The organism is Dictyobacter aurantiacus, from assembly GCF_003967515.1.
GTDB classification, from domain to species: Bacteria; Chloroflexota; Ktedonobacteria; order Ktedonobacterales; family Ktedonobacteraceae; genus Dictyobacter; species Dictyobacter aurantiacus.
In genome coordinates, this window is sequence record NZ_BIFQ01000001.1 from 5205454 (window position 1) to 5232163 (window position 26710).

Annotated in this window: 18 protein-coding genes; 9 read left to right on the plus strand and 9 right to left on the minus strand. The window is 57.5% G+C overall.

What is annotated here, in order from left to right; genetic code table 11:
* Window positions 1-284 precede the first annotated feature (284 nt).
* From KTT_RS20885 to KTT_RS37730, 4 genes are all read right to left on the minus strand, one after another.
* A complete protein-coding gene (locus KTT_RS20885) occupies window positions 285-2939 on the minus strand; it encodes a LuxR C-terminal-related transcriptional regulator (RefSeq protein ID WP_126597851.1) in 2655 nt (884 codons plus the stop codon).
* Window positions 2940-2956: 17 nt separating this feature from the next.
* Entirely contained in the window at window positions 2957-3256 is a 300-nt protein-coding gene (locus KTT_RS20890; protein WP_126597853.1) for a hypothetical protein, read from the minus strand.
* A 122-nt stretch (window positions 3257-3378) separates the two neighbouring features.
* Window positions 3379-4236: a DUF72 domain-containing protein gene (locus KTT_RS20895; RefSeq protein WP_126597855.1), complete on the minus strand. Its 858-nt coding sequence runs from the start codon at window positions 4234-4236 to the stop codon at window positions 3379-3381.
* 316 nt (window positions 4237-4552) lie between these two features.
* Complete coding sequence (locus KTT_RS37730; RefSeq protein WP_443090103.1) at window positions 4553-7495, minus strand: Gly-Xaa-Xaa repeat protein; 2943 nt, start codon at window positions 7493-7495, stop codon at window positions 4553-4555.
* A gap of 1136 nt (window positions 7496-8631) precedes the next feature.
* Here KTT_RS37730 and KTT_RS36805 point away from each other — a divergent pair.
* A complete protein-coding gene (locus KTT_RS36805) occupies window positions 8632-8871 on the plus strand; it encodes a hypothetical protein (RefSeq protein ID WP_218030948.1) in 240 nt (79 codons plus the stop codon).
* Between the two features lie 21 nt (window positions 8872-8892).
* Here the strand turns inward: KTT_RS36805 and KTT_RS37560 are convergent, their stop codons facing one another.
* Complete coding sequence (locus tag KTT_RS37560) at window positions 8893-9189, minus strand: hypothetical protein (protein WP_218030949.1); 297 nt, start codon at window positions 9187-9189, stop codon at window positions 8893-8895.
* Between the two features lie 235 nt (window positions 9190-9424).
* Between KTT_RS37560 and KTT_RS36415 the strand changes: the two genes are divergently transcribed.
* The 3 genes from KTT_RS36415 (at window position 9425) to KTT_RS20915 (ending at window position 12713) form a co-directional block, all read left to right on the plus strand.
* Window positions 9425-9673 carry a hypothetical protein gene (locus tag KTT_RS36415; protein ID WP_162511796.1) on the plus strand — a complete coding sequence of 83 codons (249 nt, stop codon included), beginning with the start codon at window positions 9425-9427 and terminating at the stop codon, window positions 9671-9673.
* Window positions 9674-10307: 634 nt separating this feature from the next.
* Window positions 10308-11735 (plus strand): transposase, encoded by a 1428-nt coding sequence (locus KTT_RS20910; protein ID WP_126594302.1) that lies wholly within the window; start codon window positions 10308-10310, stop codon window positions 11733-11735.
* A gap of 372 nt (window positions 11736-12107) precedes the next feature.
* Window positions 12108-12713, plus strand: a complete 606-nt coding sequence (locus KTT_RS20915) for a hypothetical protein (protein WP_126597857.1) — start codon at window positions 12108-12110, stop codon at window positions 12711-12713.
* Here the strand turns inward: KTT_RS20915 and KTT_RS20920 are convergent.
* A complete protein-coding gene (locus KTT_RS20920; protein ID WP_235845793.1) occupies window positions 12686-14572 on the minus strand; it encodes a PAS domain-containing sensor histidine kinase in 1887 nt (628 codons plus the stop codon). The genes KTT_RS20915 and KTT_RS20920 overlap by 28 nt on opposite strands.
* Before the next feature lie 351 nt (window positions 14573-14923).
* Here KTT_RS20920 and KTT_RS20925 point away from each other — a divergent pair, with 351 nt between their 5' ends.
* The 3 genes from KTT_RS20925 (at window position 14924) to KTT_RS20935 (ending at window position 17276) form a co-directional block, all read left to right on the plus strand.
* Window positions 14924-15535, plus strand: coding sequence for a hypothetical protein (locus KTT_RS20925; protein WP_126597859.1), 612 nt, complete (start codon window positions 14924-14926; stop codon window positions 15533-15535).
* Window positions 15532-16281, plus strand: coding sequence for a protease pro-enzyme activation domain-containing protein (locus tag KTT_RS37180; protein WP_126597861.1), 750 nt, complete (start codon window positions 15532-15534; stop codon window positions 16279-16281). The genes KTT_RS20925 and KTT_RS37180 overlap by 4 nt, the downstream gene beginning before the upstream one ends.
* A gap of 86 nt (window positions 16282-16367) precedes the next feature.
* Complete coding sequence (locus KTT_RS20935; RefSeq protein WP_268904536.1) at window positions 16368-17276, plus strand: S53 family peptidase; 909 nt, start codon at window positions 16368-16370, stop codon at window positions 17274-17276.
* Here the strand turns inward: KTT_RS20935 and KTT_RS20940 are convergent.
* Both KTT_RS20940 and KTT_RS20945 read right to left on the minus strand, forming a co-directional pair.
* Window positions 17177-17569: a hypothetical protein gene (locus KTT_RS20940; protein ID WP_126597865.1), complete on the minus strand. Its 393-nt coding sequence runs from the start codon at window positions 17567-17569 to the stop codon at window positions 17177-17179. The genes KTT_RS20935 and KTT_RS20940 overlap by 100 nt on opposite strands.
* Before the next feature lie 249 nt (window positions 17570-17818).
* Complete coding sequence (locus KTT_RS20945) at window positions 17819-18778, minus strand: NADP-dependent oxidoreductase (RefSeq protein ID WP_126597867.1); 960 nt, start codon at window positions 18776-18778, stop codon at window positions 17819-17821.
* A gap of 288 nt (window positions 18779-19066) precedes the next feature.
* Between KTT_RS20945 and KTT_RS20950 the strand changes: the two genes are divergently transcribed.
* Both KTT_RS20950 and KTT_RS20955 read left to right on the plus strand, forming a co-directional pair.
* Window positions 19067-19981 carry an AraC family transcriptional regulator gene (locus KTT_RS20950; RefSeq protein ID WP_126597869.1) on the plus strand — a complete coding sequence of 305 codons (915 nt, stop codon included), beginning with the start codon at window positions 19067-19069 and terminating at the stop codon, window positions 19979-19981.
* Between the two features lie 167 nt (window positions 19982-20148).
* Window positions 20149-22653, plus strand: coding sequence for a hypothetical protein (locus KTT_RS20955; protein ID WP_126597870.1), 2505 nt, complete (start codon window positions 20149-20151; stop codon window positions 22651-22653).
* Between the two features lie 112 nt (window positions 22654-22765).
* Here KTT_RS20955 and KTT_RS20960 read toward each other — a convergent pair whose 3' ends face one another.
* Window positions 22766-26098: a GH92 family glycosyl hydrolase gene (locus tag KTT_RS20960; protein WP_218030950.1), complete on the minus strand. Its 3333-nt coding sequence runs from the start codon at window positions 26096-26098 to the stop codon at window positions 22766-22768.
* Window positions 26099-26710 lie beyond the last annotated feature (612 nt).

A 26710-nucleotide genomic window follows, 5' to 3' on the forward strand; every position in this document is an offset into this window, starting at 1 on the left:
CATGCTCGCCCTGCACCCCGGTTTTGGGAACTTTTTCAAAAGTTAGGGATGGCTCATTCGTAACGTAGGTTGTCTTTCAAACCTCAAGCTGGTCAGGTAGGCTTACCGAAGCAAGCCCCTAGCTTTAGCTATGGGGTTCCTGACATATTCTGAAGATCAGGAAATTAGAGATGCAATCAATTGAATCAACATCACAGGGCGGTGGCCGCCTTCTTCCTGAAGGATGTTCCGTTCTCCAAAGCGCGCACCTCGGCCCCCGCCGAAGCCGAGAACCAACCCGTCACCTACGAGAGCAAATGGTGTTCGAAGGCGAAGCGGGTGGCGGCGCTCCTGGATGAGACCTGTAGCTTGCTGTAGATGTTGGTCAGGTACCAGTTCACCGTGCGCGCGCTGATCACCAGCTTTTCCGCGATCTGGATATTCGTTAAGCCCTGGGCGACCAGCTGTAAGACCTCCAGTTCACGCTTCGTCAATTGATAGGGCAGGTCCTCTGTGTGTCTTTCTGGCAGTGGAAGAGGCGGTACATCTTCGCTGGCGAGTGGCGCAGGGGCCTTGACGTCCCAGGAAGACAAAAAGCGCTCGACCGCTCCTTTCTGGCCCTCTTGCCACATCAGCTGGAACTGCCCTTCCCCGCTCTGCTGGCGTATGCGCTCCAGCAGGTTGTCGTATTCGAGGCGTTCGGCCTCATTCATGTGCTTATCCGCGTCTAAACGCAGGGAGGCGGCCCCCAGCATCTGCGCCGAGCGTGCATATTCTGACTGCGCGCAGGCCAGGTTGGCCAGGCCGATCAGATGCCAGCCGGTCATGGGATTGTTGTTTATCTCGTGTGCCAGTGCCAATCCTTCGTGAAAAGAGTCAAAGGCCAGGACGTAGTTCCCTTGCTGAAAGGCGATATAGCCGAGGGTGTGCAGGGTGGTGCAGGTGAGCAGGGTGTATCCCAGGTCACGAAACAGTTTGAGACCTTGCTGGGTCAGCGTCAAGGCTTCGGCGAACTCCTTTTCATATGCCAGCAGGTAGCCGAGGTTCTGCAGCGTTGTCGCCAGCAGGTATTTATCTTCCAGTAGCCGGGCGATGCGCAGGATCTCCTGGTTGAACATGATCGCCTGTTTAGCAGCATTTTGTTGCATGGCCACGGCCGCCAGCAGGGAAAGAACCTTGGCGATCAATGCCTGGTCGCCGACGCGGCGCGCAATGGGCAGGCTTGCTTGCGCGCAGGTCTCCGCCTGCGGCACATCACCGCGCGCCCAGGCGATATACCCACGGGTGCGCAGGACATGCGCCAGCTCCCACTGTATGGAGGAGGCACGGCACAGCTTCTCCGCCTCGTCCAGGAGCTGAAAGGTTTTCTCACCCTCATTTTGTTTCTGCATCAGCAGAGACAGACAGCACAGTGCCTGGATGCGTTCCGCCACCAGTGTATGCGAGCCGGGAAGCGCCAGCCATTCATCCAGCGAGCGCCGGGCGGTGGCGATGTTATTCTGGTAAAAAATCAATTCGTCCAGTCGCTGTCTGACCTGCATGCGTAGCGCCGTTTCCGGGTGGTCAGTAGAGAGATCAAGCGCGGATTGCATCCATGCCCGGCTCTCTTTCCAGTAGCCGCGCAGGAACCAGAAGCGCGAGAGGGCCCGGCAGCACTGCAGCAGCGGCTCGCCCTCGTTGTGCGCGAGCAGCCACTGCAGCGCGCCCCTGAAGTTTTCATGCTCCTGCTCTAGCTTCCTCAACCAGGCGATCTGCTGCGGCCCTTTGAGCTGGCCTTCACCCTCTTTTGCCAGTGCCTGGTAATACTCCGCGTGCGCCTGCCGGGCCTGCTCGGTCTCTCCGTGCCTCTCCAGGCACGAGCGGCCAAAGACATGCATGGTTTCCAGCATATAGAAGCGGGGATACCCATCCTGATCCACCACCTGGTAGAGCAGGCAGTTGTCCATCAGCGCTGCCAGAATATCGAGTATATCTATCGTAGTGGAGCCCGCGCCGGGCAACGTGCTTTGCATTACGCTCTCGACCGCGTCGATGGTGCAGCCATCCACGAAGACTGAGAGGAGCCGAAACAGATGTTGCTCCCGCTTATTGAGCAGGTCATAGCTCCAGTTGAGGGTATTCAGCAACGTCTGCTGCCGCACAGGGTACGAGGAGACCCGGCTGCTTAAGAAATCCAGGCGCTGCGGGAGCTCTTTGAGCATCGTGTGCAGTGGTATGAGCTTGATGCGTGCCGCGGCCAGCTCGATTGCCAGTGGTAGACCATCCAGGCGGATACAGATGTCCGCGATGGCGCGCGCGTTTTCCTGGGTCATCTGGAAGCCAGGTAAGACCGCCTGCGCCTGGCGCAGAAAGAGTTGTACCGAGGGATAGCCAGCGATCTCCTCCGCGTCCATCTGCTCATCCTGCTCTGGAACGGGGAGAGGGGAAATGGGATACTGATGTTCGCCCCGCAGATGCAGGACGCTGCGGCTGGTCACCAGTAGACGCAGCGAGGGACAGCTGAGGAGCAGCCGCTCAAGCTCTGGAGCAGCCGCCGCCACATGCTCAAAGTTATCCAGGATCAGTAAGCACTCTTTTTGCTCAAGAAAGGTCCTCACCTGGTCAAAAAAGGAGTACTCGTCCCGGTCCCTGACTTCGAGCATATGCGCGATATGCGAGAATACCGACCCGGGTTCTTGAAGCATAGAGCATGAGAGAAAGTAGATGCCATGCAGAAAGCTACCCTTGAGCTGATGCGCTACCTGCAATGCTATACGCGTCTTCCCAACCCCACCCGGTCCCAACAGGGTAAGGAGACGTATATCGGGTTGTTGCATCTGTACGCAAATATCATGGACCTCTTTGTCACGGCCGATAAGAGAAGTCAGATACGCTGGAACCTTCCAGACGGCCTCAGAGGATTCCACGTTACGGGTGGCATCCGCGCCTGCGGCTTGCCGGTAAGTAGTATCTTCTGTCATGGCATCCTTTGCTTTACTTATCGGTCGGTAGGATCAAGTGTCTCAATCGACATGGAGTCAACAACAAAAAATGGCGGCTGGTTCGGCCGGATAATCTCTCCGGGATTGTAGGACTTGGTCTGGATATGGGATCCGGGATGCTGCATCGTAAGCGTGGTCATCCCATTATTATCCTGTGTGGCGGCAACATGGGAGCTAAGATAGCTGAGTGTATTCGCATTAATGATAAGGATCTGCTCATTGCATACCGGACATGTATACACTGCGTCCTTAACACTCACCGGATGAGCAGAGGTTTTTTTCTGCGACTCTGACATCGAAATTCCCTTTCTTGCTTAAATAGAAGTATCCTTATGTATTGACGATTGGTTCTATATAGCTTTAAACGCACTAGAAGATAATTTCTTGCCTATGCGTTAGTTAATGCCAGAAAAGTGTTTTAGAAGAGGCGCATCTGTTCGGGGCCTGAGTCGGGTTCGTCGGGCTGCCAGTTGAGGGGCGGTAGCGTGATGTGGGCGCGCACGCGCTGGTAGAGCTGGTAGCAGATCTGGGGCGAGTGTACTTCGTAGGGACAGTGGCAGAAGGCGTAGATGGTCAGCCCCTGCTGATACCAGTCGGCGAGCTGTCTGGCCCAGAAATCGAGCAGGGGGGCGTTAACTTTCATATCGGGATGGCCGATGTAGCGCACGAAGGCGAAGTCGCTGGTGGTGGTGATGTGCACGGGCAGGTGGGGTTTGCGCTCGCGGGCCTGCAGCTCCTTCTGCTCTTTGGGTGTGCCGGTGCGGATGGGGCGCGTATCCATGATCACGCGGGCGGCGTGGTGGGAGCGCAGCAGTTCGTCCAGTGCGTTGGCCTGCGGCTCCTCATAGAAGTCGGGATGGCGCACCTCGACGGCCAGCTTGAGATCGGTGGGCCAGAAGTCCAGCCACGCTTGCAGCTGATCGATCTGGGCGGGTCCAAAGTGTGGCGGCAGCTGCAGGAAGATGGGTCCCAGCCGCTCGCCGAAGACGCGCATGCGCTCCACGAAGGCCAGCGTCTCGCGCCTCTGCTGCGCGAGCATCCCCTCGTGGCTGATGCTGCGCAGCACCTTGGGGCAGAAGCGGAAGCTGCCCGGTGTCTCCTGCGCCCAGCGCGCCACCGTCTCGGCCGAGGGTAAGGCGTAGAAGACCGTGTTCCCCTCAACGGTCGAGAGCTTTTGAGCGTAGAGACGCAGAAAATCGTTGGCCGGCGTTCTGGCGGGAAAGAAATTCCCCAGCCATTCTTTATATCCCCACATCGGGCAACCAATATAAAACATACGATGTTGTGCTCCTTCAGTCGCTATCGCCCCACGCGAGCGATGATAAACCCTGTCTGCTGGCGTTCCTTCTATTGTACCAAAAAGCAACAGGATTATGCCGTTTTTAGCCCGGCACTGCATCCTTTTTCGGCCTATAAGGCGTTCCGTAACATACGTTTTTTACGGCCATGGTCGTGTGCCGATGGATGTATAGGCCACCTGGAAGCTTGTAGAGACAGATGAGAGGACGTATGGGTGGCGGTTTGCCACCCATACGTCCTCTCGCTAATCTTTACAGTTACTTAACGGCTTTGTAGGGAGTGAAGGATATTTACTAACTGCTTAGCTTCCACAACTCCACGGATGCGTTTATTGTAGGATTTGAGCCTCCAATATTCTCAGGAAGTGTAACCTCACCACTCGAAGTATTTACAACAGTCAGAACATCGTTAGCTTCCAACCTTACTATTGCTTCACCAATAGTTAACTTTGTTGTATCATCCGCACCAAATGTAGCAAGAGGTGTTGCTGTGGTGCTACCGCTATGTTGTACATCAAGGGTGAACTGATTGCCAGCGCCGCCCTGAACTCGAATTTGCACTCTATAGACTCCAGGATCAGTCACTGTAATTGCGGAGCTTCCAGCCTCATGCTGAATCCCTGATGTGTTGTCCGCCCTGTTCAAATCGAAGGTTATAGCAGTACCTGCTGGCACATTTAGCTGTTGTGAAGTGTTATAGATGTCGGCAAACTGCTGCGCGCCTATAGGGCCACTCGGACCAGAAGGACCCTCGGGGCCACTCGGACCAGAAGGACCTTGCGGGCCATCCTGGCCTTGCGGACCAGGAGGGCCTACCTGGCCTTGAGGACCTTGCGGACCTGTCTCTCCGGTAATGCCTTGCGGGCCAACCGGACCTTGCGGGCCAACCGGACCCAGGGGACCTTGATCACCTTGAGGACCGGCTGGGCCTTGCGGGCCGGTAGCGCCGGTATCACCCTTGGGGCCTTGCGGGCCAACAGGGCCTAGAGGACCTTGAATGCCTTGCGGGCCGGTAGCGCCGATATCACCTGCCGGACCTTGCGGGCCCTGGGGACCTTCCAGACCAGTGGCACCCTGGGGGCCAGACGGGCCGATGTTGCCCTGGGGGCCAGCGGGGCCAGAAGGACCAGAGGGACCGGAAGGACCGATGTCGCCCTGGGGACCAGAAGGACCGATGTCGCCCTGGGGACCAGAAGGACCTTGCGGACCAGACGGGCCGATATCACCCTGAGGGCCAGACGGGCCGATGTCGCCTTGCGGACCGGAAGGACCGATGTCGCCTTGCGGACCGGAAGGACCTTGCGGGCCAGACGGGCCGATATCACCCTGAGGGCCAGACGGGCCGATATCACCTTGCGGGCCAGATGGGCCGATGTCGCCCTGAGGACCCGAAGGACCTTGCGGACCAGACGGGCCGATATCACCCTGAGGGCCAGACGGGCCGATGTCACCTTGAGGGCCGGAAGGGCCAATGTCGCCTTGGGGACCGGAGGGACCGATATCACCCTGCGGGCCAGACGGGCCGATATCACCCTGAGGGCCAGACGGGCCGATGTCACCTTGAGGGCCGGACGGACCGATGTCACCTTGCGGACCGGAAGGACCGACGTCGCCTTGGGGACCGGAAGGACCGATATCACCCTGGGGGCCAGACGGACCGATGTCACCTTGAGGGCCGGACGGACCGATGTCACCTTGGGGACCGGAAGGACCGACGTCGCCTTGGGGACCGGAAGGACCGATATCACCCTGGGGGCCAGACGGACCGATGTCACCCTGAGGGCCAGAAGGACCTTGCGGACCAGACGGGCCGATATCACCCTGGGGGCCAGACGGGCCGATATCACCTTGCGGGCCAGATGGGCCGATGTCGCCCTGAGGACCGGAAGGACCTTGCGGGCCAGACGGGCCGATATCACCCTGCGGGCCAGACGGGCCGATGTCACCTTGAGGGCCGGACGGACCGATGTCACCTTGCGGACCGGAAGGACCGATGTCGCCCTGAGGACCCGAAGGACCTTGCGGACCAGACGGGCCGATATCACCCTGGGGACCAGACGGGCCGATATCACCCTGAGGGCCAGACGGGCCGATGTCGCCCTGAGGACCCGAAGGACCTTGCGGACCAGACGGGCCGATATCACCCTGAGGGCCAGACGGGCCGATGTCGCCCTGAGGGCCAGACGGGCCGATATCACCCTGAGGGCCAGACGGGCCGATGTCACCTTGCGGACCGGAAGGACCGACGTCGCCTTGCGGACCCGAAGGACCTTGCGGGCCAGACGGGCCGATATCACCCTGAGGGCCAGACGGGCCGATGTCACCTTGAGGGCCAGACGGGCCGATGTCGCCCTGGGGACCGGAAGGACCGATGTCGCCCTGAGGGCCAGAAGGACCTTGCGGACCAGACGGGCCGATATCACCCTGAGGGCCAGACGGGCCGATATCACCTTGCGGGCCAGATGGGCCGATGTCGCCCTGAGGACCCGAAGGACCTTGCGGGCCAGACGGGCCGATATCACCCTGAGGGCCAGACGGGCCGATGTCACCTTGAGGGCCAGACGGGCCGATGTCGCCCTGGGGACCGGAAGGACCGATGTCGCCCTGAGGGCCAGAAGGACCTTGCGGACCAGACGGGCCGATATCACCCTGAGGACCGGAGGGGCCAATGTCGCCCTGGGGACCGGAAGGACCGATATCACCTTGCGGACCAGACGGGCCGATGTCGCCCTGGGGACCAGACGGACCGATGTCGCCCTGAGGGCCAGAAGGACCTTGCGGACCAGACGGGCCGATATCACCCTGAGGGCCAGACGGGCCGATATCACCTTGCGGGCCAGATGGGCCGATGTCGCCCTGAGGACCGGAAGGACCTTGCGGGCCAGACGGGCCGATATCACCCTGCGGGCCAGACGGGCCGATATCACCCTGAGGGCCAGACGGGCCGATATCACCTTGCGGACCGGAGGGACCGATGTCACCTTGCGGGCCAGACGGGCCGGTGTGACCTTGTGGACCTTGCGGGCCTAGCGGGCCAGCAGGGCCAGCAGGGCCCGTAGATCCTTGCGGGCCAACCGGACCTTGCGGACCAGTATCACCCTTGGGGCCAGCAGGGCCAGCTTCGCCTTGCGGGCCTTGAGGACCAGTTGCCCCTTCTTGACCTGAAGGACCTTGCGGACCCGTTCCGCCAGCGGGACCTTGCGCGCCAGTAGGGCCTTGAGGTCCAACGGGACCCAGGTTACCTTGTGGACCTTGAGGCCCCGCTGGTCCGGCTGGGCCTTGAGGTCCAGTGGGGCCTTGCGGTCCAGGTGGGCCAGATGGGCCAGATGGGCCAGATGGTCCTTGCTGGATGACATCGGTAATGAGTGGCTGACTTTCATCCAAGAGGTTGGAATCGAGTGCGGATGTTTGTGGTGTCGTGTTGGCATTGGGGGAGTGCTGAATGCGTTGCTGCTCCCCGGAGGTGCTATGCATGATGTGCGTGCGCTGCTGCCCATGAGTGCTCCGCAATGCCTTTGCTGCATCGGCATGAGCACTGTGCATGGGTATCGTGAGCAGCGTTCCCGCAACCAGCACCAAACCGACCAGGCATCTGTCTAGCGGGGGGCATTTGCGCGGCGGCCAGCGGCGGCGATCCACCTTTGTCATAGATGCTATTCCTTCCTGTGTGAAGCCTGAAGGGTGTGTGGGCCATCCAGGCTTGCCGAACGGAATAAACAAAATACGTGGAACGAACATATAAGAGAAATTTCAGCATTCAGATAAATATTATCTAAAAGTGTTTCTCATGTATTAATTATATATAGTGTAGAAAACGAAATTTTTGGATGATATATGTTTTAATATTACAAATGTAGAAATTTTGCATATGGGGATGTAAATATCGAGCATAAATAGGAGCGGTTCTAGGGCGGTAAAACGAGCATGGGTACATGGAAATAGGTCGCGCTATGTGATGGATTATCTTAGACAGTATTTGATTCTCATAAATATCGCCTACAACCCGCATGAGCTTTCGCATTTGCCATGCTTAGAAGTTCGTTGTATGTTGGTGCATGCAGGACGCATTCGCGCCCTGCATGCACCAACATACAAAACCGGTGCGGCCGCGCACGCGGACGCCCGTGCGGGGGCGCTCATGTGCCCCACAATGGCGAGAATCAAACCTGGCTTGGGGAAGAAGATAGTAACAAGCTACGTAGCTAAGAGAGGGAATATGGCAAGTAGCTACCTGCTGGTTCCAGGTGCTTACCTTACTGGCAGAAGCTAGAAGTGGACGCAACGGAAACACCCGGATGCTTCAAACCATGCCGGGTGTTTCGTTCCGATCCAACATGTAGTGCTGTGTCGCTCCGCCGTATACGGGTGTATACATGACAATCACGTGTAGGCTCTGGTGGGCGACCAGTTTATTCAGGTTCATCAGTTACAGCTATGCATTTTTGTTGCTCATGGTCTCGGTTCGTTTTCTAGAAAGCTATTCACGCCGTCGTATCTCCCATCTATCCATGGTGCGGCAGATGAATCATACGGCCAATGTCTATAATGCCGAGATGACCTGTGACCTCGAAAATGCCTTGGGAACCGGCAATACCTATAATGCCGAAAGCTAATCCCACAAACCGGTTCAGGAATCACAATAGGAACCCGCAAAATAATGATCTGGGGAGGGCCAGCAGAGCCAGCAGAGCCAGCAGGACCGGCAGGACCTTGTGGGCCTTGTGGGCCTTGTGGGCCTTGTGGGCCTTGAGGACCGGCAGGGCCTGTCCCACCAGTATTGCCCCTAAGGCCTTGCAGACCTTGCAGACCTTGCAGGCCTTGAGGACCTTGAGGTCCAGAGGGGCCGGCAGGTCCAGAGGGGCCAGCAGGGCCAGGGGGACCCCCTGCACTACCTTGAGGACCAATCGGGCCTTCAGGTCCCGCAGGACCAATCGGGCCTTGCGGACCTTGCGGACCTTGCGGGCCAGTAGCACCAGCAAAGCCTTGAGGGCCAGCAGGGCCAGTCGCGCCAGTAGGGCCAGTTGCCCCTTGAGGACCTTCAGGACCTTGCGGGCCCGTTCCACCAGCGGGGCCAGCAGGGCCTATGGGACCTTGCGGTCCAACCGGACCCAGAGGGCCTTGCGGACCTTGTGGTCCAGGAGGTCCAGGAGGGCCTTGCTGGGTGACATGGGTAATAATGAGTGGCTGACTTTTGTTCACGAGGATGGAATTGAGTATGGGTGTTTGTGGCATCGTGTGGGCATTGAGGGAGTGTTGAATGCGTTGCTGCTCCCCAGAGGTGCTGTGCATGATGTGCGTACGCTGCTGCCCATGGGTGCTCTGCCACGTCCTTATAGCATTGGCATGAGCACTATGCATAGGTATTGTGAGCAAGGCTCCCACAACCAGCAGCGAACCGGCCAGGCGCCTGTCTAGCGGGGGGCATTTGCGCGGCAGCCGGCGGTGGCGATCCACTTTTGTCATAGATGCTATTCCTTCCTGTATGAAGCCTGAAGGGTAAGTGAGCTGGTCAGGCTTGTCGAATGGAATAAACAAAATACGTGGAACAAACATATAAGAGAAATTTTCAGCATTCAGGTAACTATTCGCTAAAAAGTGCTCTTCATGTATTAATTATAGCTCATGTAGAAAATGAAGGTTTTGGATACATATTTGAATTTCATCAATTATGTGGCAGCCGGGGGGTCCGAGCGTAGAGACGCAGAAAATTGTTAGTCAGCGTTCTTTTAGGAGAGAATTTTCTTTCATTAATATAAATGAAATATGCTTATACATGACTTGAAAAGGTTTATGAAATTTTTATAATGGGGTGTTGTATATACAGCCATTTCATATCTAAATGTGTGTTTGACTCTCGTCACCATGGGGCACGTGAGCGCCCCCGCACAGGCGGCCGCTACGCGGCCGCGCCGGTGTTCTGGTTGTTCATGAGTTACCCCGAACTTTAAGAACGGGAGTTCAGAGGTAGGAAAAAAGGGGGAAAAAGGCACCAAAGAACCCTTCTGAGATAAAACATATGTAGAACAAACCACTCAGGAGGGTTCTTTGTATGCACACACAGTATCGCACAGTTCCGGAACAGGAACAACTCATGACGCGCCTTGACCAGGAAGTGGCGGGCCAATTCGTCCATCGCTTGGATGCATGGCTCGCTCCGCTCTACGTCCTCTTAGATGCTTATCTCGATCGCCGCCTGGTTCGCACCTTTGCCGATGTGATTGTCAGCATCATCCAACTGCGGCATCGGGAAGCGGGTCTGTTGCAAACAGAATTGGGGGCTATGCTGCTGTCGCCCCAACATGCCCCGGCTGCCAGCAAGCGGATCCAGCGACTCTTGAGCAGCACCAAGTGGGGAGCCTGGCTCATTGACCAGTTTCTGTGGCAGCAAGCGACCAAGCAGTTAGAGACGTTGGAACACCAGGGGTGCCTGGCGCTGGTTCTCCATGATGGCAGTGAGTTGGAGAAACCCGAAAGTGTCAAGGTCGAAGGGTTGTGCCCGGTTCGTTCGTCCAAAGGACGGCGACTGAGCCGCCCGCGCCCCAAAGCCCACTGCATCAGCCCAACCAAGGGGGCTCCCATTCTGGTTCCAGGGATCCATTGGCACGGGGCCGTGCTCATCGGACTGCAGAGCCTGCCAAGTGTCATCAAGATGCACTACTGGAGCAGCCGCGGAAGCCATGCGAGCACGGGCCGGATTGAGGAAGAACGCGTGGTGCGTCACCTGGCTCAGCAGTGGGGCCGGAGGGTGATTCATGTCTTTGATCGCGGATGGGCTGGTGGCCCGTGGTTACAGGTCATGCATCGACTCGGGCAACGGTTTGTTGAGCGTTGGACGGGTCGCTATGAGTTGGTGGATGAGCAAGGTACCAAGCGCAAAGCGTGGGAAATTGCCCGGGGCAAACGCCAGAGCGTGCAAGGAACGCTCTGGTGGGCCGCGTTTGGTCGGGAGATCACCTTGACTATCAAATGGCGCCTCGTGCGGCATGCGGAGGTGGAAGGCATGCCGCTCTATCTGGTGGTGGCCAGTGCCAAAGAATGGAGCAGTCCCTGGTATTTGCTCACCAATGAGCCAGTTGAGGAAGCTGAAGCCGCCATGCGAATCGTGAACATCTACTGCCGCCGCTGGCAAATCGAGTGGAGCTTCCGCTTTGAGAAAAGTGAATTGGGGATCGAGCATATGCGGGTACGTGGATGGGAGAGGCAGCTGAAATTCCTGGGAATGGTAACGCTGGTCTATGCCTTTTTGCTCCAGCTGCTGATGTGTGAAGGGACGCTGGTACGTCTGTGGGCGCTCGATCGCTGGGATCATCAAACCGGCAAGCGGGCGCGTCAGACCCGGCAACCGCTCTATCGGCTGCGCCGAGGTCTCTCACGGTTATGGCAAGCGTACCGTCCGCAAGCGCAGGATCGGCCAGCGTGGCTCGGGGCCGATCTTGCGACGAGGACCCCGAACTTTTGTTCAGAAAGTTCGGGGTAACTCATGAAGGACTCTTGAGCACCGGCGGTGCTCAGAATTCCGTTGTGTGTTCGTGCATGGGGTGCACCAACAACCAAAGGACTCTTGAGCACCGGCGGTGCTCAGAATTCCGTTGTGTGTTCGTGCATGGGGTGCACCAACAACCAAAGGACTCTTGAGCACCGGCGGTGCTCAGAATTTCATTGTATGTTCGTGTGTGGGGTGCACCAACACACCAAAACAGTGCGGCCGCGTAGCGGCCGCCTGTGCGGGGGCGCTCACGTGCCCCCAACATGACGGAAGAAAGACACTCTTTAACGGAGCGCCATCAATAATTGAAGAGCTTTTCTGGTATCCGTGTATTTGCTGGTGGGGAGGAAGATCGTGAAGGTTATGTCTATTATCGCTATCATGGCATGGGTGTTGCTGGTATCGGTGGGACATGCGGCGAGTCGTACTGCGCCGGAGATAGGGGACAGTCCCAGGAGTAGTCAGCTGCCTGATACCCATGCGCTGATTGTCAATTCAGGCTCAACCAACACCTGTCCCTATACCATTGATGTGGCGCTCAATAGCTTCGCGACGTATACCGTGTGTCAGCGTCATGGCAGTGGAACCCTCGATGTCCCGCAGACCATTAGCTTTTTTGACCATGTGCTCAAGGCCACGCCACTGGATCACCTGCCTTATAAGCCTTGTTTGAAGCCTATCAGCTATGCCACGGAGACCACGGTCGACTATGCGCAGCAGAAGTCGCCCGATATTTCGTGTCCCAGCCATGATTCCCGCGTCACCCAACTCTACGATGATGCCGTCTCGATCCAGCATGCACTGGGGTTTTCAACCATCAGGCGGCCACAATCTCTCCCTCTGAAGACCGTTGAGATTCCTGATGCTCGGAACATGGTGGCACCACGTTATGGGAAACAAACATTTGCCCCACACCCCCTCCCGCGCACGATCACCTCCCCCTACGGCAGGGGGGCGTTTTGGGCATGAGCCAGAGGGAGATGAAACCAGAAGGTGGCCCCTCCGCCAGGGCTACTCTCGACATCGACTGTGCCGTGGTGCTGCTCAATGAGGGTCTTGCACAGATAGAGGCCCAGCCCCAATCCTTTCTCGGAGCCGCTTTGTAGGGGGACCTCTTTGACCTGGTGAAAGCATTGCCAGATGTTCGCTTGCGCCTCTTTGGCAAGGCCAGGCCCACGATCTCGCACCCAGACGTGCGCCATGTGGTTCTGGACCAGTATCCCTGTGCTGATTGGTTGGTCTACATATGAATAGCGCAGGGCGTTGGTGAGATAATTTGTGACAACCTGCTGAATGCGGGTGGGATCGGCCATGACGGTGATTGGCGTTTCCTGTGGCGTTTCGAACAGGAGTTGGCGCTGCGGAGCGACGAGCCGGAGATCCTCTACGGTCTCACGCACAATGGAGACCAGGTCGCAGCTCTGGAGTGACAGATTGAGCGTGCCGGTGGTGATGCGTGAAATGTCGAGCAGATCATCCACTAAACGGGTCTGGATGTCCACTTGCCGCACTCCTTCGAGCAGGTGCTCCTGGATACCGGCGAACAAAGTGGTCATCTCGGGCGTGACCTGATCCGTCCGTTTGATGAAGCGATTGATACGCCGATAGAGCAATTGTAGCGTACCCTTCAGAGCTGCCAGGGGGGTGCGTAGCTCATGTCCGGTAATGCCGAGAAAGATATCTTTTTGCCGCTCCGCCTCTTTGCGCGCGGTCAGATCGAGCACAAAGCACAGAAATTGTGGCGGCGCCCCTTCCCGGCGGAAGAGGGCACGCCCGATGAGCACCGGGATACGCCTGCCATCTTTCGCTATATATTCCTTTTCATAGGGCCATGCAATCCCTGTTCGCAAGGCCTCCTCGATCGCCGCGCAGTCCCGTTCCCGTGACTCCTGTGATGTGATGGTGTTCCATACGATTTGCCCCGTTTCGAGCTCTGCGCGTGTATAGCCCAGCAGGGCCAGAAAGGCGTCATTGGCGTCGAGGACGTTCCCCTGCTCGTCGGTGGTGATGATGCCGATGATGTTCGCTTCACGCAGGCGCTGGAAGCGGGCCTCGCTCTCGCGCAGCTCCTCTTCCACCTGCTTGCGCTCGCTAATGTCGTGTATATAGATGGTCATCCCATCTGGTTGAGGATAGACATGAACCTCGACCCAGATCTTGAATACGGGATGGATACCCTCGAAATGTATGGTCTGCCCGTTTTGCATCGCCGTGCGGTAATAGTCTTCAAAAGGTGTGCCAAGGAGCGCGGGGGCGACGTCCCACATACTTTTCCCCAGCATCGCTTCCGGCGTCTTCCCGTGTAGCGCTGCCAGACGCCGATTCACATAGCGGTAGCGCCACTGTGTATCGAGACCGACAAAGGCATCAGTAATGCTGTCGAGAATGGTGGATATCTGGTCTTTGGCCTGTTGAAGTTGTGCTTCCCGCTGCTTCTGTTCCGTAACATCGACGGTTGCGCCGATAACCTGGATTGGCTTCCCCGTCTCATCGCGTCTGACGTGTGCCTGATCGGTAAGCCAGTGCACGCTCCCATCGGGCCAGATGACCCGATAATCCTTCTTATATTCCTGCTGCCCGGCGAGCGCCCGCAGATTACGCTGGTGCGTGATCTCACGATCGTCCGGGTGCAGCAAGCTCAGAAAAAGCTCATAGGTAATGGGCGTCCCGGGTGGAACGCCGAAGAGGGCCCGCTTCTGATCGGTCCAGACGAGCTCATTGGTGAGAAGATTCCAATTCCAGGTGCCGACGCCGGAAGCTCGGAGGGCAAGTTGTATCTCCGTCTCATCCATGCCTGCTGTCGGTTCCTGTTGATGAAGATAAGCCATTGACTTCTCCCGGGTTAGCGCTACGTGTGATTCCTTCCATCGTATCATGCCAGATGAAAGGCGATCAAACACAGCGGTCGCCGTTGCCGGTCTCACCCCGGTTCAGGTCGTAAGCGAAGCAAAGCGGCCCGCTCGCGGGCGTACCCCTGCGAGGAGGGGAAATCGACCATGGAGAGATAGGGCACAGGGGATCTATTACGAATCAATTATTCTCATATATGGCTTGAAACGATTTGCAATTTTTTTATAATTAATCATATAGACTGTATCTGTGTATCTAAAATGTAATACATATGTTAAGAGTTTTTAGCTTATTTGAGCATTAGCGAGATTATTGGGTGGAGGGAAAGCATGAAGATCATATACGCTTTCATCATAGGATGGGTGCTGCTGTCATCTATGGGATATTCGGTGGCCTACGCCTCACCAGGGATAGGGACCAGCGCGAGGACCAGACTATTGCCTGCGACCCACGCGCTCATTGTCAATTATGGCTCGATGAATACCTGCCCCTACACTATTGATGTGATGCTCAATAGTGTCGCGACGTATACCGTTGGATCAATGTGTCAGAGTCATGGCAGTAGAACACTGGATGCAACGCGGACAATTCACTTTTTCGACGACGTGCTCAAGGCTATGCCACTGGATCAGCTTCCATTTGTCCCTTGTTCTAAGCCCTCCAGCTTTGGCACAGTGACCGTTATCAGCTATGGGCAGCAGAAAACCCCCGACATTTCGTGCCCCAGCCGTGATTCCCGCGTCACCCATCTCTTTGATGATTTTACCTCAATTATAAAAGCCCTGGGGTTTTCAATCTACAAACGGCCTCAAATTCGTGCTGTGATGGCCGTTCGAGCTCCTTTTTCTCTGAGCACGGTGGCACGGGTAGTGGCCCGGCGTCATGAGGGACAAAGATCTTATCGTTGGTCGTCGTCTAGCTCGTTGTGGAGGCAGTTATGAACAGATTTTCCCGATTGCTCTGGCGGTTCTCTGTGGTGCTGTGTGTTCCGGTGCTGGTGCTCATGCACCTGGCATCTCTGCTCCTGGGAGCGACGCCAGGTGCAATAGCGGCACATCCACAAGGGTCGCCTCCCTTGCAGATCATTCCCGGCCACCTGGTCCCCCTGGTGGAGAATATGCCCTCAGTTGGACCGACTTCACCAGGCACGGAGATGCAGCTCTCGGTTGGCCTCAAATTGCGTAATCTGCAGGCTCTGGACGCGCTGCTGGCCGCGCAAGACGATCCTGCCGCAGCCATGTATCATCAGTACCTGACGCGGGGGATGTTTCAAGAGCTCTTTGGGCCAGAACAGGCCACGGTCGACGCGGTCGCCGCTTTTCTAAAGCAAGGTGGTCTGAAGATTGGCATTGGCTCGATTAGCGACAATCGCCTCTTGATTAACGCCTCTGGAACCGCCCAAGAGGTGGAAAACCTGTTTCACACGACCCTGCAGAACTATCGCGTGGAGGGGCGCCTGGTTTACGCTCCCAAGAAAGATCCCTCGGCGCCCTCATCGATTGCCGAGACCATCCAGTCGGTTGGGGGGCTTGATAATGTAGGCTTGTATCGTCCTCATATATGGCAGAGCGAGAGGTTCCAGCACCTCGTCCCCCCCTGGAGGGGTATACGCCAGACGAACTGCGGACCGCCTATGATATCAATCCGCTCCTGCAGGCAGGGGCCGATGGTCACGGGCAGACGATAGCTCTCTTTGAGTTAGCCGGGTATTACCCGGACGATGTTAAAACCTATCGGGCACGCTTTCACCTTGGGACGGGCCAGTATTCGACGGTGCTGGTCGGAGGAGCTAAGAATACGCCGGGACCGGACTCCATGGAGGTGGCGGTGGACATGGAGAAGGTCTCTGCCATTGCCCCCGGGGCGCAGCAAAGGATCTATATCGGCCCGAACACTACTGCCGGGGTGAATGAGACGTTTAACCAGATCGTCACCGAGAACGTGGCGCGGGTCGTGAGCACAAGCTGGGGGGTGTGCGAACCGGCTGCGGATGAGGCGAATCTGCGCGAGCTTGATATGATTTTCCGCGAGGGAGCCGCACAGGGGCAAGCGTTTTTTGCCGCCAGCGGCGACCAGGGGGCCTATGATTGTCAGAACCAGGACCTGGCGGTGGATGTGCCGGCCAATGAGCCGTTCGTAATCGGGGTAGGTGGAACAACTCTATATACTGGAGATCACGGGGAATATATCCGCGAGACTGCCTGGCACACCCTTGACACGCCTATGAGTTACGGCGGCGGCGGCGGGATCAGCTCGATTTTTTCCCGCCCGGCCTATCAAAAGGGACTGGGTCCCGCTATCGACAATCGCCTGGTCCCCGATGTGTCGGCCAATGCCGATTCCTACTTTGGGTTTCAGGCATATTTTACCACTACCGGGCCTGACCCCTCGGGATGGTACCGCATCGGGGGGACCAGCATCGCGGCCCCCTTGTGGGCCGCGCTGGCTATCGATGTGAACCAGTATCTGATCTCCCAGCGCTGTCAGCCCCTGGGCCATGCCAATGCTTTGCTCTATCGGTTAGCTGCGATGAAGCGCCCATACCTTGCCTTTCATGACATCACGGAAGGGAACAATCTCTACTATCTGGCGGGCCCGGGATATGACCTGGCGACTGGACTGGGGTCGCCCGATGCCTGGAACCTGGCGCGTGACGCGGTGGCTATCTGTGCCCATACGTAGAAAAGCGTGACGTTTTGTCCACAGCAGGTTGATGAGGGGCAGGCGGCGATCGCCTGCAGGTTAATCTGGTGGGCCATCTCACGATCGTCGGGGTGGAGTGAGGCCAGAAAAAGCTCATAGGTAATGGGCGTCCCGGATGGAAGGCCGAAAAGAGCTCGTGTCTGGTTGGTCCAGATGATCTCATTGGTGAGCAGATTCCAATTCCAGGTGCCGACGCCGGAAGCTCGGAGGGCAAGCTGTACCTCCGCCTCATCCATGTTTGCTGTCGGTTCCTGTTGATGAAGATAAGCCATCGGACCTCCCCGGTGAATGTTACGTGCGATCCTGTTCATCGTATCATGCCTGATAAAAGATGATCAAACACAGCAGCCCCCAATGGCGGTCTCACCCCGGTTTAGACCGTGAACGCAACAGTATGGTTCTCTCTCCTTTTTACCTCATCTGACGAGGTGGACTCAAGCTAGTCGCAAGCCATTGAGCTTGAGTCCACCTCGTCGCAAACCACATTAGCTCTTTATATATGGAATGTTATGCTTAACAGACTATTCCATACTGAGGACGACTTTGCCTCGGACCCGTCCACCCTCGACCAGTTGATGCGCTCGCGCGGCCTCTTTCAACGGAAAGACCGCTTCAAGGTGCGTCTTTACCAGGCCTGCATCAAAGAGAGGTGCCATCTGCGCTAGCTGCTCTCCAGAGGGGTGGACCGGCTTAAAGATGAATTTTACCCCATATTGTGGTGCCAGTTCATCGCCGATAGCCTGAACGCCAGCATGACCCGGTAATGAGACGAGCGTGCTGCCACGTTTTATAACCTGAAAGGTTTCGCGCAGCGTCTCTCCTCCCACGGTATCCAGGACGGTATCCACATTGCTAGTGACGTCGCGGAGCGCTTGTTGCGTGTAATCAATCACGGTATCAGCCCCTAAGTTGGTGACAAAGGCCACGTTGCGTGTGGACGTTGTCGTCACGACTGTGGCGCCCCTCCATTTGGCGAACTGGACGGCGAGATAGCCTACGCCTCCGGAGCCACCGGTAATTAACACCGTTTGCCCTGTTTGCAGATCGATGGAATCAAACAAGGATTGCCATGCCGTCAGGCCCACCAGCGGTATGCTCGCCGCTTCCTGATGGGTCAACTTTGCGGGTTTGAGGGCAAGATCACGTGCTGGTGCCGCCACATACTCACTATAGGCTTTGGCCTCTTGAGGGAAGCGAGGCATCCCATACACCTGATCACCGACGCGAAATTGATCGACCCCTTTTCCCAATGCCACCACCTCACCAGAGATATCCCAGCCCAACGTATAAGGAAAGTGGGCCGCTCCAGTCGTTACCCGATAAGCATGGGCACGTGAAACGGTATCAATTGGATTGACCCCGGCGGCCCGTACTCGTACCAGCACTTCTCCTTCCTGCGGCTCAGGCCGTTCAACCTCTTCATATTTCAAAACATCCACATCACCAAAGCCATGTATTCGTACAGCTTTCATTGTAGCCATAGCGTATTGTTCCTTTTTCTCGCGTGTGTGCGCTCTTTGCAAGCGCCCGCGTGATCTTTTACTTTTTAACCGGGTATAACATGCCCTTTTGTATTCCCGCCTGGGGAGCGCAGAGGGCGGACCCTCTGCTTACGTTCGCACCTATGGGGCGGCTGCCCCTCCCAGCTTTTTTTCGTTGCAAAATGTGATGTACGTACACGATGAAGAGAGTGTAGCATTGAATGTTGGTATTATCTATGCCATACTGTCCATAAAATATGTCCGATCGTCCACAGAATGGAGCGAAGGATGGATGTTCTCACCGATGTACTCAACTCTCTCGAACTTAAAGGCTGGCTCTCTTCACGTGTAGAGATTGCATCACCGTGGCGCATAAACTTTGCGGCCAGTCGGGATAGTGTCTTTCATATTCTTAACTTTGGCGGTGGCTATTTATACACCGAAGGAGAGCCGACGCCGCTACGGGTTGAAGATGGAGATGTCGTTGTCTTCCCCTATGGGCACGCGCACGCATTGTGTGATGACCCTACCTCTCCTGTGATCAAAGTGTCGCACCTGGATTATGATGCCAGGCGTCAGTATGAGATCTCCTCCTTTGGGGGTGAGGGGACAAAAACCAGGCTGCTCTGTGGCGCGTTCCATTTTGAGCATCCCGGCGATTACCCGCTGCTCCAATGGTTGCCGAAAATCATCTATATCCCGGGAGAACAGGGGCGCATGACGCATGGCTTTGCCGATATTGTCAATCTCATTGCGCGAGAAGCCGCTTCACTTCAACCGGGTGTTGAGACGATGCTGAAACGATTAACCGAACTGCTCTTCATTCAAGTGATACGCATCTGGATAGATCAGCAAGAGCCGGCTAGCAGTGGATGGTTAGCGGCATTGCGTGACCAGCCCGTTGCGGCTGCTCTTGGCTTGCTGCATCAATACCCCGGGCGAGCATGGACCGTTGAGGATCTGGCCAGTGAGGTTGCCCTCTCGCGTTCGGCGTTTTCAGCTCGCTTTACTCAACTGGTGGGTGAGCCACCTATGACGTATCTCACGCGCTGGCGCATGCATACAGCAGCACGTATGCTCAAAAACGGCGTAACCATGGAAACAATCGCTGCGCAGCTTGGCTATGCTTCGGAAGTCGCTTTTCGCAAAGCGTTCCGGCGAGAAATGGGCATACCTCCAGCGCACTATCGCAAGACGCCGTAGATTCGACCCTTGCGGTCGATTGCCCCTCCACATACGACCACGGCCGCCGTAGGTTCGTTCGACCCTCGCGGTCGATATCGGGAGGGAGTTCCCTGTCGTTCTAAATTGAGAAAGGAAGACGCGAGCATGTCTGTTCGCGCACCTATGAGATGAATTTCGTCACGCTGATGCAACATGCGTCAGATCCTCAATGGCAGGCGACTACGCTTGCTGCAGTGCCACAACTCTCCGCTCAAGAAGGTGAGCAGCTTATCGGTCAATTGCTCCACGACGGCGACCAGGATGCGCGACAGCGCACCCGCCTCTATTTCCTGGCCGCCGCCTGCCTGGATCTTATGACGACGCCCGCTACCAGCGGGACTTCCGCCACCCCAAAACACTCACGGGAGATCCAGAGGCGTCTCAAGAAGCTGTTGCCGCCTAAAAATGTCAAAGATGCCGATAAACTGGCCGAGCAGGCAGGCGCGCTGGCGATCAAGCCGCTGGTTGATCAGATTAACGCGGGGGCGGCCCACTGGGGATCGTTGCGCACCAATAGCTTGCGCGCCCTGGCCCGCATTCCTGGTTTGCCAGCGCTCCAGGCCCTGCACACCTATCTTCAGCATACCAGCACGATGCCCTATCTCGAAGAAGGATTCAAACACTGGCGGATCGCTGCTGATCCAGATGGCTATGCGTGCGATGTCCTGGCCCCGTTATTTCAGAAGCGCGGCAAGACCGATCTGCGCCTCTATCGCGTGACAGAGTTGAGCGGACTACAACATCTCACGATGCTGGAAAGTCTGGAAATGGAACAATGTAGCGCCCTGCAGGATCTTACCCCGCTGGCAGGCTTAAGCAATCTTAAGGTCTTGCGTATGCCTGGCAGTAAAAAGGTCAGTGATCTGGCACCACTGGCCGCGCTAGAGCATTTAGAGGTGCTCGATATCAGCGAGTGCGCCAGTATTACCAGCCTTGCGCCGCTGCGCACACTGAACAGATTGCGCTGGATCAGCCTGACCAACTGCCACAAGGTAAAAGATCTCAGTGGGCTGATGCATAAGCCAGCGCTGACGGAACTGGTGCTCACGCAGCTCAACTATCTCACAGCTATCCCACCACTGACGGGCATGCATGGACTCAAGCGGCTCATTATCTCTTACGCCGGCAAGCTAAAGGATATCAGCGGCCTGAGCGAGCTGGAACAGCTGGAAGTGCTCGAACTGCGCAATTGCGATAGTCTCGTGGATCTCACCCCGCTGGCAAAGCTCAAACGGGTACGCGAGGTCAAGATAGTCACATGTCGCTCGATCAAGGATATTACGCCATTGGCGTCGCTGGAAGCTGTGGAAACGATCGAGGCCACGTGTGGGCTGCCTGCGGAGGTTGGCGACTGGAGCCATCTGCGGAAACTTCGTTCGCTCAGTTTAACAAACGGCAATCGCCTGACCAGTCTGCAAGAGGTCGGGCGCATTCCCAATCTGGAAGAATTACTGCTGAGCGACTGCACACAAATGCAGAGCTTCTGCGGCATCGAGCAGGCGCGCAACCTGAAGACGTTCGCCTTTCGTGGCGTCGATGGCTGTATCGCACCTGCGGATCTCACCCCTTTGCGCGGCCTGCCCGGGCTCCAGACGCTCTCGCTCTCCGCGGTGCATTGCCAGAATCTGACCGGTTTGGCCGATCTGCCCCACTTGAAGACGCTCAGCATCCATGGGTCTCCCATGCTTGCCAATCTGGCAGGATTACACCATGTCCCGACCTTGCGCGACTTGCGGCTGTTCAACTGCCCGGGGCTCCAGGATATCAGCGCCATCAGTGCCATCACCAGCCTGAAATCCCTGGAGATCTCATATACGACACAGGCGTACGACTTGAGCCCATTGGTCGCGCTCCCCGCTCTGCAAGAGCTCAATCTCACGGCGAACGCCAACCGCCAAAACATCGCTGGCCTGCAAGGACAACCTGCCCTGCGTAAGCTCATCATAAAAGAATGCCACGACTTAGAGGATCTTACGGTCCTGGCCGCATTGCCAGCGCTCGCAGAGCTATCCCTTAGCAAGAACGAGCGACTCGTCTGGAGCGGCCTCGCCAATTTGCCGAGCCTGACAGGCTTACACCTGTCGTATGTAACGCCTGCCAACCTTACCTTTCTGGGTAATGCTCCCATGCTTAAATCGATTACCATTGATCTCAGCAAGCAGATCGCCAGCCTGGATGGACTGGAAAATCTGCCGCGACTGGAAGCCATTCACTGTACATGGTGCCAGAACTTACAGGATATTGCCGCGCTGACCACACTCACCAGCCTGCGTACGATCCAGCTATCGGGTAATCAATATCTGACAAACATCGGCCCCTTGAGCGGCCTGTGTGAGGTGGAAACGCTCGACCTGAGCTATAGCGGAGTAGAGGATATTACCCCCTTGCGGTACCTCACCAAACTGCGCCAGCTCTCGCTGAAGGCCAGCAAGGTCAAAGATCTCTCCACGCTGGCGCACATCCCCCTCTTGCAAGAGCTCGACATCACCAACATGTGTGCCTATCAGCGGATTGAAGACATCCGACCATTGCTGAGACTGCCCGTGCTCCAGAAGGTCAAGCTTGGCAATATTTATCTCAACACAGATCTGCCCGGTTTGCAAGAACTGCGTGACATGCCCGGCATCCAGATCGATGACTCTCCACATTAAGCCAGGGGGTGGGGAAATCGGACGCGAGGTTCGAACGTATGGAGGGCGAGATCGAAGAGAGAAGAGGCGGGCAGGCGGCAATCGCCGCCTGCCCGCCAGGGAATGGGTCGGATCAGGAGATGGCCAGCGCGAAGACGTGCAGGGCTCCCTGATTGAGTGACGATGGGAAGGTGATGCTGGCAACCTGCTTGCTCGTGTTGAGCGCGATGGGTGCCGAGGCGAAGATGTAGGTGCCGACGTTGTCCGTGCCGGCGCCGGCGTTGCGGTACGGGGTTTTGACCGCGACCACGTTGCCGTACGATGGCTGGGAGGTGCCGGCCCCCAGGGTCCAGTCGCTGAAGCCGAGTTGGGCGGTCTGGGTGCTGCCATCGGTGTAGGTAATGGTGATGTTACCGACCGAGGGTCCATTGGTGGCGCTGCCCAGGAAGGTGAGCTGCGTCGCGCCCGCTTTGGCATCCGGCGTCTGGATGGTTTGGCCGGCGACCTGGACGTTGTCGTAGGCGGCGGCCGGAACATTGGGCCAGCTGTACTGGATGCCGTTGACGGTGACGGTGGCGCCCGGCGCGTAGCCGGCGGCCGTCAGCTGCTGCTCGGAGTAGCTATAGCCGTCGCCGTCGAAGTCGGCGTTGCCCTGTCCGTCGTTGGAGATGCCGGCATTGTTGAAGAGTCCCAGCAGGTCGCCCGGTTTAGCCACTACGACCGTGAGCGCCGAGATCGGCAGTTTGGTGCCGTCGCTGGTCTGGGCGCTGAACGGAACGCTGTAGACCCCTTCCTGCATGCTGGCGTCGGCGGCGACGGTGAAGGACTGGTTGGCGTTGCCGCCAGCCGGGACCGTGAAGCTACCCGAAGCCGGGGTGACGGTGAGGCCAGACGGGGCCGTGGTGCTCCACTGGATCGTGGTGGCATTGCCGCTGATGTCCTGCGCCGTGATGCCGCTCTGCGTCTGCGCGCCCGGCGCGACCGTGACGCGGCCAGGATTGAGCGCGACCAATGTAGGAATCGCTCCATACTGGTACGAGGGCGGTGCATCGTTGGGACTGCTGCCCCAGCTGGTGTTGGGCGTGCTGCCAATTGTATAGTCGAGTGTACCACCATTGGCGATAAAGGATGGTGGCAGCCAGGGTTTGCTGCTGGTCTGGCCGTTCACCTTCAGGCTCTGCACATAGTACGTGCTGGCGGTGGTGCCGGGAGCGTTGATGGTGATGGTCTGGCCGCTGGGACGATGGACGGTAATGCTCGGGAAGAGCGGACTGGCCAGGACCAGATTGGCCGTGCCAGGTGTCTCCGGGAACATGCCCATGCTGGCCCATACATCCCAGGCCGACATGGTGCCGAGATCATCATTGCCCGCCATGCCGCTGGGTCCCGGGAACCAGAGCGAGTTCTCGACTTTGTGCACGATATCCTGCGTCTTGTACGGCGCGCCGGCGTAGTCGTACTCCCAGGGCGTCTCGATGGTTGGCTCATTGCCCAGGAAAGCGTACGGGGCGTTGGGACCCGCGTTGAGCTGCGTAAAGAACGTATCGAGGCGCTGGATCGCTTTGGCGTTGCCGCCCTCGGCGCTAAAGAGTCCCTTCAGATTGAAGGGGACCATCCAGTTGTACTGGGAACCATCACCCTCGACCCAGCCGGTGCCGCTGGTGGGATCGTATGGGTTGGGGAAGGTGCCGTCCAGGTTGCGCGGCTCCAGCAGGCCATCAGCAGGATTGAGCAGGTTCTCCCAGTCCTGGGCGCGGGTAGTGAACTTCTGATAGTTGGCCGTGTCGCCGAGCGCCTGCGCGAAGGCGCCGATAGCGAAGTCCGCTGTGTTGTATTCCAGCGTCGTAGAGGCCGAACCGTAGAAGTTACAGCAGCCGTAGGTGCCGTTCTGCGGCTCGTAGCCCGGCGAGTCCAGGTAGTTCAGACCGGGGCGCACGTTGTTGGTCTGCGTGGCCTCGTGGATCATCGCCGCCAGCGCTCCTTTGGTATCGAAGTTCTGGGCGCCGAAGGCGTAGGCGTCGGCGATGATGGCGTCGGCCGGATCGCCGTTCATCACATAGGTCTCGCCGTTGGCGGCGGCCCACTTGGGCAACTGGCCGCTCTGCGTATAGTCATTAACCATTGACTGAATGATATCACTGGCCTGCTGCGGTGCCAGCAATCCCAACAGCTGCGCCTCCGAGCGATAGATGTCCCAGCCGGAGTAGTTGGCGTACTGGGCATGTCCCTTGGGCGCGGTATGCACCTGCCCGTCGAAGCCCGCGTACTGCCCGTTGACATCAGAGAAGACGTTGGGCTGCAGCAGCGTATGGTAGAGCGCCGAGTAGAACGTCGTCTGCTGCGTCGCTGTGCCGCCGCTGACCTGGATCTCGCCCAGTTTCTGATTCCACGCCTGCTCGGTCTGCTTCAGCGTAGCACTGAAGTCGCCCTTCGGGTTCTCCGTGTTGACGTTCTGCTTCGCGTTGGCCACGCTGACAAAGGAGAGGCCAACCTTGAGGCTGATCGCTGTATTCTTGCTGGTATCGAAGGTCACAAAGGCGCCGGAGCCGGGACCCGAAACGACCGTGGTCGGCGGGTTGGCCGCCGTCTTGACGTCAGCGGACGAAGCGGTCCCATTCGCCACTTTAGCCTGCGCCTGCATAAACTTCTTGACCGCCGGGGATACCGTGCTGGAGCCCTTCGCGGCCGTCGAGCCGGGCGTCACGATATCGTTGTGCCAGGTGCCGGTGGTCGCGAACGGCTGGCTGAACTGGGCGTAGAAGTAGACGTGGTAGACGTCGTTGGCGCCGCAGAAGCCGCCGCTAACCGCCGAACCGGAAATATAGTCTGATCCAATGGTCGCCTCGGCGTCGGCGTTGCCATTGATCGAGCCCGATGGATTTACCAGCATCGTCGCGGTCTTGCCGGCGGGATAGGTGAAGAGGCCCGCGCCGCTATGCTGGGTCGCCGTCAACTGGACGTTCGCCCCGTTGTCCAACTTCACCTGGTAGTAGCCGGCGTGGGCCGACTCATTGGAGTGCGAGAAGGTCGAGACGTACTGTCCGGGATTGGTCGCCGGCGACGTCGTCACCGTCCCGATGTAGGGCATGAACGGAATATCGCTATACACCGTACAGCCGGCGCCGCTGAGGTGCGTCAGGCTAAAGCCCTTGATCTGGTTGTTGCCGTAGTAGTAGCCGCCGGCCCAGGCCGTCGCGTTATCCGGACTAAACTGGACCATGCCGAAGGGCGCGTCCGCGCCGGGGAAGTCGTTGCCCACATTCCAGCCCGCCGGGCCATTGGTCGATGAACCGGTGGCTGTGAAGGGATCGACCAGGCTGGCCAGATTGGTGGCCGCCGGTGTGGTGGCATGTGGGGTCGTTGCCGCCTGTACATTGCCCGGAAAGAGTAGCAGACAGGTGGTAAATAACGCCGTAAAGGCGGCTACCATCCTGGCTAATGTACGCGTTGTCATTTGAGGGTGCATGCTTGCTGTCTCCTCCTTGTTCCAGCAATGACACATGCATACCTGGAGGGGGAGCAAGACACCGCCTGCGCGAAAATAGAGCAACACGCCGCGACCGAGCGTCGCTGAGAGGCAGAAAGAAGTAGAGGTCTTCTGGCATCTTTGCCATCACATAATGGTGGTGAGGTGTCGTGTGAATTCCTCTCACAAATAACTTGCATCCCTGCGGATATGCATCTTCATAAAGGCGTCTTCCTGCTCTTAACCCATCTGGCACATACCGTGCTGGATGAGATAAGACGATGAATTGAATCATCTCACCGAAGACATAGATAATAGTAACACACACGCTTAAAAAGAATCAAGCCCCGCATAAAACACGAGATGCAATTTTACACAAATACCGTACATCGTAGGTTCGGCCCTTGCGGCCGATTTCCCCTCCCCGTACGACCAGGCCCACCGTATGTGTGAACGATATGGGGAATGGCGTGGATGAACATCGCGTTTCCGAGGAACGGGATTGGATGGGGAGGGGAAATCGGCCGCAAGGGTCGAACCTACTGCTCTGTCAAAGTTCATTTGATGGGGGAGCGGGGATGCAAGGGGCGGCTAGCCCCTTGACTGGGGGTT